Annotated in this window: 11 protein-coding genes; 9 read left to right on the top strand and 2 right to left on the bottom strand. The window is 61.0% G+C overall.

Annotated features, from left to right (window positions below; all coding sequences use genetic code 11):
- The first annotated feature begins 5 nt into the window (after positions 1–5).
- From AB4Z15_RS21680 to AB4Z15_RS21665, 4 genes are all read left to right on the top strand, one after another.
- Complete coding sequence (locus tag AB4Z15_RS21680) at positions 6–959, top strand: carbohydrate ABC transporter permease (RefSeq protein ID WP_442018897.1); 954 nt, start codon at positions 6–8, stop codon at positions 957–959.
- On the top strand, positions 956–1,873 hold the full coding sequence (locus tag AB4Z15_RS21675) for a carbohydrate ABC transporter permease (protein WP_442018896.1): 918 nt from the start codon (positions 956–958) through the stop codon (positions 1,871–1,873). The genes AB4Z15_RS21680 and AB4Z15_RS21675 overlap by 4 nt, the downstream gene beginning before the upstream one ends.
- 25 nt (positions 1,874–1,898) lie before the next feature.
- Positions 1,899–2,567, top strand: a complete 669-nt coding sequence (locus tag AB4Z15_RS21670; RefSeq protein ID WP_442018895.1) for a Poxvirus protein I5 — start codon at positions 1,899–1,901, stop codon at positions 2,565–2,567.
- Positions 2,568–2,649: 82 nt separating this feature from the next.
- On the top strand, positions 2,650–3,894 hold the full coding sequence (locus AB4Z15_RS21665) for an MFS transporter (protein WP_442018912.1): 1,245 nt from the start codon (positions 2,650–2,652) through the stop codon (positions 3,892–3,894).
- On the opposite strand, the gene AB4Z15_RS21660 is transcribed toward AB4Z15_RS21665, so the two are convergent.
- Together AB4Z15_RS21660 and AB4Z15_RS21655 are read right to left on the bottom strand one after the other, a co-directional pair.
- Positions 3,891–5,528 (bottom strand): HNH endonuclease, encoded by a 1,638-nt coding sequence (locus tag AB4Z15_RS21660; protein ID WP_442018894.1) that lies wholly within the window; start codon positions 5,526–5,528, stop codon positions 3,891–3,893. The genes AB4Z15_RS21665 and AB4Z15_RS21660 overlap by 4 nt on opposite strands.
- 100 nt (positions 5,529–5,628) lie before the next feature.
- Positions 5,629–7,659, bottom strand: a complete 2,031-nt coding sequence (locus tag AB4Z15_RS21655; RefSeq protein WP_442018893.1) for a DUF6807 family protein — start codon at positions 7,657–7,659, stop codon at positions 5,629–5,631.
- 367 nt (positions 7,660–8,026) lie between these two features.
- Between AB4Z15_RS21655 and AB4Z15_RS21650 the strand changes: the two genes are divergently transcribed.
- Genes AB4Z15_RS21650 through AB4Z15_RS21630 form a run of 5 tightly spaced genes read left to right on the top strand, consistent with a single transcriptional unit; the run spans position 8,027 to position 12,352 of the window.
- Positions 8,027–8,740, top strand: a complete 714-nt coding sequence (locus tag AB4Z15_RS21650; protein ID WP_442018892.1) for a YesL family protein — start codon at positions 8,027–8,029, stop codon at positions 8,738–8,740.
- Positions 8,733–8,975, top strand: coding sequence for a hypothetical protein (locus AB4Z15_RS21645; protein WP_442018891.1), 243 nt, complete (start codon positions 8,733–8,735; stop codon positions 8,973–8,975). Before AB4Z15_RS21650 ends, AB4Z15_RS21645 begins: the two co-directional genes overlap by 8 nt.
- 4 nt (positions 8,976–8,979) lie before the next feature.
- Positions 8,980–10,509, top strand: a complete 1,530-nt coding sequence (locus tag AB4Z15_RS21640; RefSeq protein ID WP_442018890.1) for an extracellular solute-binding protein — start codon at positions 8,980–8,982, stop codon at positions 10,507–10,509.
- Positions 10,506–11,480 carry an ABC transporter permease gene (locus AB4Z15_RS21635; RefSeq protein ID WP_442018911.1) on the top strand — a complete coding sequence of 325 codons (975 nt, stop codon included), beginning with the start codon at positions 10,506–10,508 and terminating at the stop codon, positions 11,478–11,480. The genes AB4Z15_RS21640 and AB4Z15_RS21635 overlap by 4 nt, the downstream gene beginning before the upstream one ends.
- Positions 11,480–12,352, top strand: a complete 873-nt coding sequence (locus AB4Z15_RS21630) for a carbohydrate ABC transporter permease (RefSeq protein WP_442018889.1) — start codon at positions 11,480–11,482, stop codon at positions 12,350–12,352. The genes AB4Z15_RS21635 and AB4Z15_RS21630 overlap by 1 nt, the downstream gene beginning before the upstream one ends.
- Positions 12,353–12,378: the final 26 nt, after the last annotated feature.

Here is a 12,378-nt window from a genome sequence, read left to right as displayed (position 1 = left end):
ATCTCGTGACTCAAACCCCAACCCTGAGCAGGCGCTCCCAGTCGTCCGCTTCCTCGCAGCCGCGTACATCGCGGCGTCGAGGGGCGGACGCCCGCGCCGGCTACACCTTCCTGCTGCCTTGGCTGCTCGGATTCATTGCCCTGACCATGGGTCCGATGATTTCCTCGCTGTACCTCTCCTTCACCAACTACAACCTCTTCGATGCCCCCAAGTGGATAGGCCTGGACAACTACGCCACGCTCTTCCAGGACGAACGTTTCCTTCAGTCAGTGGGCGTAACCCTGAGCTACGTAGTGTTCGGCACCCCTCTGAAGCTCGCTGCTGCGCTGGCGATCGCCATGCTGCTGAACAGCAAGCGAAAGGGACAGGGGTTCTACCGTTCCGCGTTCTACGCTCCCTCTTTGATCGGCGCGTCCGTGTCCATCGCAATCGTCTGGAAGGCGATGTTCGGCGATTCCGGCCCTGTGGATGAGGGCCTGTCCTTCTTCGGCATCGACCTCGGCGGCTGGGTGGGCAACCCGTCCATGACGATGCCCATGATGATCCTCCTGACGGTGTGGCAGTTCGGCGCCCCAATGGTGATTTTCCTGGCCGGACTCAAGCAGATTCCTGCCGACCTCTACGAGGCAGCCTCGATGGACGGCGCCGGTCCGGTCCGTAAGTTCTTCAACATCACCTGGCCCATGCTTTCGCCCGTGATTTTCTTCAACTTGCTGATGGAAACCATTCACGCGTTCCAGATCTTCGCCTCGGCCTACATCATCTCCAATGGTGAAGGCGGCCCCGCAGGCTCCACCCTCTTCTACACCCTCTACCTGTACTTGCGCGGTTTCAGCGACTTCCGGATGGGCTACGCCTCGGCCATGGCCTGGCTCCTGGTGATCGTGGTCGGCATCATCACGCTGATCTTCTTCAAGACCTCCAAGTCCTGGGTCCACTACAGCGGTGATTCAAAATGACAACCATGGCAACCCCCACCCAGTCCACGTCCGGCATGCCGGCCCCGGAGTACAACCCGAAGTCCGAGTCGGGCACGGTCAAACGCATCAAAAGCATCATCTTCCACATCGTTGCGTTGGCGCTTGTTGGGGTAGTTCTCTACCCGGCTCTGTGGATGGTGGTCTCGTCCTTCAAACCGAACTCCGAAATCGGTGGTTCCACTACCCAGCTGTGGTCCAACAACTTCAGCTTCGACAACTTCGTCACAGCCATGGACGGCATCGGCGGGGTGTCCACGCTGACGTTCTTCACCAACTCCCTGATTCTGGCCGTGGGCGCAGTAGTCGGCACCGTCCTTTCAGCGAGCGTCTCGGCGTACGCTTTTGCCCGCATCAACTTCCCCGGCCGCGGAATCTTCTTCGGCATGATGATTGCCACTTTGCTGCTCCCGTTCCACGTGGTGATCATCCCGCAGTACATCGTGTTCCAGCAGCTTGGCCTGGTGGACACCTATGTGCCGCTGTTGATCGGCAAGTTCCTGGCCGCCGACGCGTTCTTCGTCTTCCTGATGGTCCAGTTCATGCGCGGCCTCCCGGCCGAACTGGACGAGGCTGCCCGCATCGACGGCGCCGGACACGTCCGCATCTTCGGGTCCATCATGCTCCCGCTCATGAAGCCGGCATTGATCTCGACGTCGATCTTCTCCTTCATCTGGAGCTGGAACGACTTCCTGGGCCCGCTGCTGTACTTGAACACCCCCGAAAAGTACCCGCTGCCACTGGCTTTGCGGCTTTTCGTGGACCAGACCCAGAGCTCGGATTATGGAGCAATGATCGCTATGTCGGTTCTTGCGCTCTTGCCGGTGTTGGTCTTTTTCCTGGTCTTCCAGCGGTACATCGTAGAAGGCGTTTCAACACAGGGCCTCAAGGGCTGACGGACACGGAAGACGGAAAAGGAAAATGAGCTTCATGGACACCACAGGAAAGTCCTCTTCGGATAAGCAGGCCATTTCGGTCAACCGCTTTGCCCTCTTCTCCGAGACCATCCTCGCCGGAGTCATTGTGCTCCTCCTATCCGTCCCCTTGGTGACGGCGCCGGCTGCCTATGCTGCCGGCGTCGCCCATCTTGAGCGGCACCTCAGCGGCAGGGATGACTCCCTTCGGAGCCTTTGGGGCAACTTCCGCCGTGCGCTTCCCGGCAGTTGGAAGATCGGAATCACGACGGCGGCAGCCGCCGTCGCGATTGTCCTTAACCTGTTGCTCGCACTCGTGGGTCAATTGCCCGGGCGGACACTGATTCTGCCGGCGACCTTGATTCTCGCGGCCGCAGCCGCCGTGCTCCTGCTCAGGATCGTCGGCAACTGGAGCGGCGGAGTGATCTGGGTGGGCGACGCCGGCCGGAAGTCCGTCGATCTTCCCGCTCCACAGCAGCAGTGGCGGCTTGCCTACTCCCAAGCCAAGGCTGATTCGTTCCGTGATTGGAGCGGTTCGCTGTTGCTCCTCGGGGCCGTTTTCGTGGCAGTCGTTTTCGTGTGGATGCTGCAGGCGCTCTTCGTGATTGTTCCCGGCATGCTGATTCTTGCCGCTGCTTCCGTCAAGATCCGGGCCGCCAGCCGCGCCCAAGACTGACTGAGGATCCGACAACCTGCTGAATCGAGCCGATCACACTGTGTCACCGCGCCCCCAATCCGGGTCTTCCACCAAAGCAGCCATTAGTCGCTCCACAGAGACTTGGTATTACCCGCTCCGGCACCATAATTACCGGATCTTCGTAACGCTTTCGCTCGTTGGCAGTGGCGGAGTGTGGATGCAACGACTCGCCCAGGACTGGCTAGTCCTGCAGCTCACCGGAAGCCCGGCCGCTGTGGGGTTGGCTGTTGCACTTCAATTCCTGCCGATGCTGGTGGTTGGTCCTATCAGCGGTGTGCTGGTGGATCTCTTTCCGAAGCGCCGAATCCTCATGGTGTGCCAGTCCGTTGCTGCACTACTGGCGGCTGGACTGGCCGTTTGGAATGCCATGGGCGGCACGGACGTGTGGGTTGTCTATGGCTCCTGCATTGCTTTGGGAATTACCAGCTCCATTGATGGGCCCGCCCGGCAAGTCTTCGTCAATGAGGTAGTAGGTGATGCCGGACTACCCGCCGCTATCGGCCTCAACAGTGCGACAGGCCAACTAGGCGCCATGCTCGGTCCTGCCCTGGCCGGCGTCGTCATTGCCCAGGCTGGCCCGGCCGCCGCGTTTGCGGCGAACGCGGGGATCGGGGTGGCCGTCTTGGTGATGATCGCTATTATTCGGCCAGCTGAGCTTCATCACGCACACGCCCCTGATTGCCCACCGCGGGATAGGCGTGGACAAATCCTGGCAGGCTTCAGGTACGTGAGTGCCAGGCCCCAGCTTCTGCTCACCATGCTGTTGGCGGGTCTCTTGGGAGCGTTCGGCATGAACGGTCCCGTGATCCTTGCAGCATTCGCTGACCGTGTTTGGCACAGCGGTCCCGCCGGATTTGGGCTCTTCAATATGGTCAGCGCCTTGGGAGCTTTGGCTGGCGCTCTCCTGGCTGCCCGGATCAAGCACTTGGGTCGCAAGGGGATCGTGGGTAGCGCAGCACTCTTCGGGCTCACGCAGCTCCTTGCCGCGCTAATGCCCACGCAGGAATTGTTCGTGGTCATGCTCGTGGTGGTTGGCTCCATGACTCTCATGTTCCTCACCAGCGCGGGCACCAGCGTCCAACTCGAAGCTGGCGCCAGCGTGCGTGGGAGGGTCTTGGCCCTCTACTTTCCACTTCTGTTGGGTGGGCATGCCTTGGGAGGCTTGCTCGCCGGCTGGCTCACGGAAGATTTCGGAGTACGTACCGCACTGCTGGTTACCGGTGCGCTGGGTATGGCTTCGGCATTCCTGATTGGGTTCCTTCTTTGGTTGCTGGGCCGAAAGCGGAGTTTTGACCGAGCCCGTTAAGGTACTGGGCTCGTTAAGGTGCTGGGCCGGCGCTGCAGTAAGAAGCTCTCCCAAAGTGAGGCCGATGCTGGGAACCACGTTGCGGCAGGCGGCGGTGCGACGTGCGTTGCCCGTGCGACAGGCGTGGCTGGGGCGGGCGGATGCCCTGGCAGGGGTGGGGCTTTGGATTGATATGTATGTCCGGTGGGTGTGTTGACTTCCAGTTCATGTCGCCCGCCAAGGATTGTTTTCACGTTCCAGTGGGGGTTTTCTTTGGTGTGGTTGCAGGCTTCGCAGAGCCCCGCGCCGTTGGACAGGCTCGTGGCGCCGCCGTTGTGCCAGGGAAGCACGTGGTCTATGTGGCGGATGGGCGCGTCGCAGTAGGGTGTGCGGCAGGTGTCGTCGCGGGTTTCGATGAAGCGCCGCATCCCGGGTGGGAAGAGCCGGGCTTTGGAATCCATGGCCAGCAGTTCACCACTGGAAGGTGCTGTGTATAGACGGCGAAGCAAGACCCTAAGGTCCTCGCGGTCCGTGCGTTTCGTACCCGAATTGGCCTGCCCGGATTTCGCTTGGTTGTCGGTCCCGGCCTTTCCCACAACCCCGGCCTTTCTCACAACTCCGGCCTCGCCGCTGGTTCCGCTCTGACCATTGATTCGCGACTCCCCGCCCGTCAGGACGCTTTCGGGTGCTCCGTTCGTCTGGTTGCTGCCTCCGGCGATGAGGGTTCTGGCCCATTCGGCGGGGACGATTCCGTAGCCCTGGAGCCGTGCTGGTTCGCTGTCGCCTTGGAAGAGGGTCCGGTCGGTCATGACGAGCTGCACATTGACGCCGCTGATGCCGGGGGTGCCGGTGAGGCGTTCGGTCAGGGTGTCGGCCATGACTTGTCCCCGGGTCCGGGTGTCCCCGCCGGAGCGGGCCGAGTCCGCATGACGGGTGAGGGCGGCATACGCGGCGACGCCTTGAGCGACCGGGAGCAGTGCGGTGAGGATGGTTATGGTGTCCGGGGCCGGGCGTAAGCTGACGTGCCGTTCGGACGCGGCATGGGCTGCGCGTTGGGTCACCGAGCGGGGGTCCCGCCGGTAAGCGGCGGCTCGTGCGGCGTCGATGATGGTCTTGTCTCCCGCGCCGTCGAACGTTCCGGTGTCGGGGGCGAGTTCCTCATCGACCGCTGCCCGGTCTTCGACGGACAGGCAGGCTGTTTCCTTCACCAACAGAGTGGCGCGCCATTCGTTCAGGTGCCCGGTTTCCAGGGCGGCCATGGTGCGCGGCATTTCCGACACCAGTGCCTTGGCCAGTCCGAGGAGCCGGGAGCCTTTGTTCGGTGACTCCCGCCGGGCCAGGGCGATCTGCGCACCCACACCCTGACCACGCTCCGAGGCTGGCGTACCAGTGGCGGCTTGCTCCCGGCGCTGCGCCAGGTCAAACGCCACCGCGGCCCGCGCCTGCAAAGCCGCGATCGCGGACTTCACCTCTTCAAGGCCACGAATCTGATCGATCAGCCGGGCGCCATCACTGCTCAACCGGAAAGAGCTCAATCTGGCGAGGAACTCCCCAACGTCAGAGCCCTCGGACCCAGAGCCGCTGGAAATGGCAGTCGCAGGCAAGGGCACACCCGAAACCACCGTGCGTGCTTGCCTTGCCCGAATCCGATCCATACCAACACTCTTCCGGAGGGGTACGACAATATAAGGCCTCGGACAATGCCTTCCGAAAAAATCGGCTATGCGAGTTTGCTAAGCGACTCCACGAACCCGCTCAACGTCCGGCAACCAACTCCTCGATAGCCTCCACGCTCAGGTTTCCATCGCTGATCCAGACCGTGTTTGTGCGGGTGAGTGACGTGCCTGCAGCGAGCTCAACCGCAGTGTCCCAAGCCAAGGCAGAACCCACGGCAGGGTACTCACTGCAGCGAACAAACCACGGGTCCGCCGATTCGGCAGGTGCGGCAAACACCAAAGTGGCCGGGCCGCCGTCGAACCCTCCGGTCCACGCAAGCCATGGCGCAACCGAGCCGTGCACAGCAGCCTCTCCCTCAGCAACGGCGGAGAAGACGCGTGGTGAATGGTTCATGGGGAGGCGCCAGAAGAAGCCGCCGTACCCACTGCCTGCGGCGCCGTGGGAACCGGGACTGCCCAGTGAGACGTCCACGACGGCGGTAAGTTCCGTTTGGATATCGAGTCGCCAGGTGTTGGGGTCCAGATGCGTTCGCTGATAGCTCCGCTGCTCTTCGAGGACGAGTCCGCCGTCGGAAGCGAGCCAGTGGAGGTCAAGCGTGGTTTTGTCCTCTTCGCGGCGCACGCCCTGGAAATCGATCCGACCGTGGTCTCTGAGATCCAGATATCTGCCGGCAGAACGCCGATAGCTGCGGCCACCCCAGAAGTTGCTGCCGTTGACATCCTGTAGGGCGAACCCGGCGCCGAGATGCCAAACGTGGTCCACAGGCAGATGTTCCGTCACCACAATCCCTGACGGCGTCATAACCGGGTGGAGATAAGGCCGCGGTGAGAGCTCCGGTTCCAAGGCGTCGCCGGTCCGGAAGACTGCAGTGGGAGAGCCACCATGAGTGGCGAAAAGGGGCTCAGCGGCGGCAGTGTTCTTCCGTGCCCACGGAAGCCCGAGCTCGGAGAAGGTGGCATGCGCCCTGGTTGCCCGCTCCAGGATTTCTTCTATCCCATGAATCACGGCATGCGCTTGTTCGCCTTCACCTACCCATTCCACGTATTGCGGCGGAATGAGTGCGGGCGCCTCGGCGGTGCGGATGGCTTCCAGCACACGCATGAACGCACCGCTTTCATCCAAAGGACTCAGCAGCGCAGCGCCCTGGGACAAATGGTGGAGCAGGTTTTCAGTGAGATCGTCTCGTCCAAACGTGTGCGTTGTTTCGCCCGCTTCGGTGCGAACGGTGACGTGGTCTTCGGTGTAGTGGAACACGGCCGTTCCTTCAGTCCCGTGCAGCGTGACGTAGGGTTCCACTGACTCGGTGGCGCACAGCGTCAGGGCGCAAGTGATGGGCAGCCCGTCCACCGTCCGCATCCGAATCACGGAGGTATCGTCTGCCTCGATGTCGTTGGCTCGGTAGAGATCCGTCTCCACAGTGGCCAGGTCTTTTGCAGTTCGGGCTCCGGCGATCCGGAGGGCTGTCGCGATTGAATGGGCCAAGGGATTGGTGGCGACGCCATCCACTACGTCAATTCCGTCGAGGCTTCGCCTTCCAGCCCACCGCGAGCGTTTGAAATAGGCGCGGTCGCGGACCCAGCGCCCTGTGGCCGTGATGCCTTTGAGCGTCCCAATGCTGGGGAGGTCTGCCGAAACTTGCCCGTTAGCCAGTCTTTCCAGTGCGGCGAGTGCATGGGAGCCCAGGCTTTGGAAGCCGATTTGTACGCTGCGGCCAGCTGTCGCCGCGGCCTCTTGCAGCCGGATGAAGTCGCTCATGGAGGCGACGGGAGGCTTTTCGAGATAAAGGTCCGCGGAGGAAGCCAGCACAGAAAGAGCCAACGGGGCGTGTGTCTGGATCGGGGTCGCCACGATGATCACGTCCGGCCGATGGCCCCCGGCAAGCAGCTCATCCAGATCGGAGTGGACCGCCGTTGAAGGCGGTAACGTCCCTGGGGCCGGGGGATTCGGGTCTGCGACCGCAACGAGATCCACCACGCCCTCCAACCTGAGCCTTTCCAGGTTCTGAAGATGATGGGCGCCGAATCCATGAACGCCTACCAGAGCGATCCTTGCCGGTGCAGTCCTGAGGGCGTTGGGACTTTCGGCGGACCCGGCGGAAGTGATTTCCATGATTCTCCTCTGCTGGCTGGCAACTGCTGGCAACGATCCGACGACATCGTCGGCAAGGTAGTCGTGAAGGCGTTCGTCAAGTGGTCCGGCGGTTCAGGTTATACCTCGCAAGCTATAACCGGCAAGCGCTTTCCCGACATTCATTCTGCAAGTGTAGCGCGAGCCCTGCGCGAATGTAACGATTCAAGACCAACCTTGACTGGAAGCGACCAGTCAGTCTAGATTTCGGTGAAACCGTTTACTTGTGACCTGGCGCACTTTGGCCAAGTCCCCATTGGCTGACATCGGTGACCATGGGGAGATTGCAAGGTAATCAGCGGCATCAGATAAATAGGCTAGTTCTGCAACGATGGAGAAAGGGAGTGCCATGACTTCTGGGGGATTTGGTTTTCGCGCCTACACGTTCTTCGACACACTCCTATGGATCGCCTGCCTGAATATGCTGTGGATCGTGTTCACACTGCTGGGTGGCGTGGTGCTGGGAGCCGGGCCCAGTACCGCTGCGGCCCACATCCTGATCCGTGAAAAGGTACAGGGAAATGCCGTGCCTTTGATGCGTCGCTATGCCAAGGAGTACTTCAAGAACTTTGGGAAGGGCAATGCCCTCGGCGTTCCCGTCTTGGTAGTTGCCGCGTCCCTTGCCCTGAACTGGGGCTACTTTTCTGCCGGCTGGGATCTGGGTTCGCAAGTCGCGTCGGCCGCGATCCTCCTGGCTGTCCTCTTTGCCGCCGGAACGTTGTGCTACCTCTTTCCCATGTTTGCCAGGTACGATCTCACGATTCCGCAGTACTTTCTGATGTCTTCCCGGTTTGCCATGCGCCACCTCGCGGGGACCGTCATCCTCCTGTTTGTGACGGCCGCCGCCGTATTCGCCTGCCGCTCGCTTCCGGGACTGGTGCCCTTCTTTGGCGTTGGCGGCTGGCTCTATCTCACCGGCTGGTTGTGCGACAGGTTCTTTACTGCCAATGACGACGCCATGTTTGCCAAGGAAGCGGGCCATGCGGCAGCAGTTGCAGCTTCAAGTCGCGCAACCACCACCTCGACCACCCCTTCCACTGCCAAGGAGACCAGCCTTGCCTGAGATCGACCGCCAAGGCCTGCCCACGGGCGGCCGCCACATCCTCCATCGATCCCTTGACATCCAAGGGCATGCCGAACGTGTCCAAGGGCGCCCCGAACCAGGCGCAGATTCCCTTGGTGTGAGCACTAATGAAACGTATCAAGACGAGAACGGGCAGCACCTATGGAGCCTGAAGCGCTTCCCTGGCGCGTCACCGGAATCGTCGATCGACAACAACCCCGAAGAAGTGGAGTAGGAAAATGTTCCGTAGAAAACCAACGCTTGCGGCCGCCGTCGTCGTCTCTGCCGCCTTGGCCCTGACCGCCTGCGGTGGCGAAGCGCCGGCGTCGGACCTCTCAACCGTCAAGATCATGGCACCCTTCCTGGAGGCGCAGCCGCCCTCGCCCGATGGCGCTGTGCAGAAGAAGCTTGAAGAGCTCACAGGCAAGGACATCAACATCTCGTGGGCGCCCAACGCCTCCTACGAGGACAAGATGAACATCACCTTGGCCTCCTCCGACATCCCGCACGTCCTGGTGGTCCAGGGCAAGTCGCCGGGCTTCGTCAAGAACGCCGAAGCCGGGGCGTTCTGGGACCTCACCGATAAACTCAAGGACTACCCGAACCTGAAGACCACATTCCCCGAAGTCCAGCAGAACGCCAGCGTCAATGGCAAGGTTTACGGGGTTTTCCGGGCTCGTAATCCGATCCGCGCCGCCGTGATGTTCCGCCAGGATTGGCTGGACAAGTTGGGCCTGAAGGCGCCGCAGACCACAGAAGACCTGTACAAGGTGGCCAAGGCATTCACCGAGCAGGATCCGGATGGCAACGGCCAGAACGATACTTATGGCATCACCATTCCCAAGTGGGGCGCCCTGGGCACCAACAGCACCTACGACATGATCGAGACCTGGTTCGGCGCCGGAAACCGCTGGACCGAGCGCGACGGCAAGCTGGTGCCGAGCTTCGAAACCGAGGAATTCCTGGAGGCCGATCGCTTCATCAAGAAGATGGTGGACGAGAAGCTCATCAACCCCGACTTTGCCACCTTCGATCCCACCAAATGGAATGAGCCCTTCTTCAACGGCAAGGGCGGCATTATTGTCGACGTCGACTCCCGGGTCAGCGTGCTGATCAACCTTTTCAAGCAGGCCAACCCGAGCGACTTCCAGAACAAAGTGGGCTTCGTAGGCAGCCTGAAGGGCCCGGACGGTGAACTGCATGCCCACCCGACCGACGGCTACTCCGGCTTCCTTGCCATCCCCAAGTCCAGCGTCAAAACCGAAGCCGACCTGAAGAACGTCCTCACGTTCCTGGACAAACTCAACAGCAAGGAAGTTGCCGTCCTGATGAACAACGGCATCGAGGGCGTCAACTTCACCGTAGAAGAGGGCTTGGCGGCCACCATCAAGCCGGAAACGCCGGAGGGCAAGGTAGTCAACACCGACATCAAGAGCTACGCGCAACTCGGAACCAACGTCACGGGGAACAACTTCTACCCCGTGAAGCAGGCGTCCGAGTACGAGCAGAAGGTCTTTGACGACCGCGTGGCAGTGATGGCAAACGACCTCAAGAGTGCCGTGTACAACCCGGCCGCGGCCTTCGTTTCCCCCACGTATGTCGCCAAGGGTGCGCAACTGGACAACATCGTGGCCGACGCCCGCATTAAGTACCTGGCTGGGCAGCTGGACGAGCAGGGCTTAAAGGATGCCATCAAGCTGTGGAACACCAGCGGCGGTGAAAAGGTCAAAGAAGAAATAAACAAGCTGTGGCAGGACACCAAGAAGTGACCGCCCCGGTCGCCGAAGCCAAAGCCCCGGAGCGGGCGGCCAGCAAGCCGCCCGCCCCGGCGCGGCGACGCAGCTTTGCAGTCCACTTCGCGCACTACAAATGGCTGTATCTGCTGCTCCTGCCCGGCGTCGTGTACTTCGCAGTGTTCCGGTACGGTCCCATGTACGGTGTTTCCATCGCCTTCAAGGACTACGTTCCGTTCCTGGGCGTCAACGGCAGTCCTTGGGTGGGTCTGACGAACTTCACCGACTTCTTTGCCAACCCCGACTTTCCGAGGTTGCTGGGCAACACACTGATCCTGGCCTTCCTGAACCTGGGGATTGCCTTTCCGCTGACCATCGTCCTGGCATTGTTGCTCAACGAGGTCCGGCTTTCGGTGCTGAAGCGAACCGTCCAGACACTCGTCTATATCCCGCATTTCCTGTCCTGGACTATCGTGGCGTCGCTGAGCTTCCTGCTGTTCGCCCTGGATATCGGACCCTTGTTCCAGTTCGTCAACGGATTGTTCGGCACCAACGTGGATATCCTGTCCGATCCCAACTGGTTCCGGCCGCTGATTGTGCTTCAGGAGATCTGGAAGAACACGGGCTGGGGGACCATCATCTTCCTGGCGGCACTGGCTACTGTGGACCAGGACCAGTACGAGGCTGCGATTATCGACGGCGCCGGCAGGTTCAGGCGCGTCTGGCACATCACCTTGCCCGGCATCCGGTCCACCATCATCGTGATGCTCATACTGGCCATTGGGCAGATGCTCAACACGGGCTTTGAGCAGATCTACCTCATGACCAACGCACTCAACCGCAGCGTGGCCGACGTCTTCGATACCTACGTGTACTTCGTAGGCATCACCCAAGGCGCCTACAGCTACAGCACCGCCGTCGGGCTTTTCAAGTCTTTGGTGGGCATCGTACTGATCTTCGGCACCAACTGGCTGTCCAAGCGGTTCAACCAGAGCGGACTTTTCTAATGAAGATTCACAACACGCGCGGCGGGCGGATTTTCGATGCCGCCAACTACATCTTCCTGACGCTGATCGGCATCATCACCCTGTTGCCTTTCGTCTACGTCCTGGCAGGATCCTTCGCCAACGAAGCGGAAATTACCCGGCGGGCGTTCTTCGTCTGGCCCGAGCAGTTCACGCTGGGGGCGTATGAATACATTTTCTCCACGCCGTCCTTTACCCGGGCCCTGATCACCACCGTGCTGGTCACGCTGGTGGGCACCTTGGTGCAACTGGTCCTCACGGTCACCATGGCCTACCCGTTGGCGAAGCGTGGACTCCGTGGCCGGAAACTGATCCTGTCCCTGGTGGTTTTTGCCATGGTCTTCTCAGGCGGCATGATTCCAACGTTCCTGCTGGTGAAGGACCTGGGCCTGCTGAACAGTTACTGGGCGCTCATCCTGCCTGCGGCCATCAACCCGTTCAGCCTGATCATCATCAAGAACTTCTTCCAGGAACTCCCGGCCGAACTCGAGGAATCGGCCAAGATGGATGGCGCCACCGAGATCGGCATCCTCTGGCGGATCCTGCTGCCGCTGTCCAAGCCGGTGCTGGCCACGTTTGCGCTGTTTTATGCGGTGGGTATTTGGAACGACTTCATGTCTCCCTTGCTCTACCTGAGCGATAACAACATGTGGACCCTGCAGATGTACCTGCGCCAGGTCACGGCGGCCTCGGATCTCCTTGGCACCGGCAACGTGGATCCGTCGTACATCCCGCCGGAGCAAGGCATCAAGTTCGCCGTGATCGTGGTGGCAACCCTGCCCATCCTCATCTTCTATCCCTTCCTGCAGAAGCACTTTGCCAAGGGAATGCTGATCGGTTCGGTTAAGGGTTAAAGGCTTCGGCTGACGAAAGGAAAATC

This window comes from Paenarthrobacter sp. 2TAF44 (assembly GCF_052114885.1).
Lineage (GTDB): Bacteria > Actinomycetota > Actinomycetes > Actinomycetales > Micrococcaceae > Arthrobacter.
This window is presented reverse-complemented; position numbering and strand designations above follow the sequence as displayed.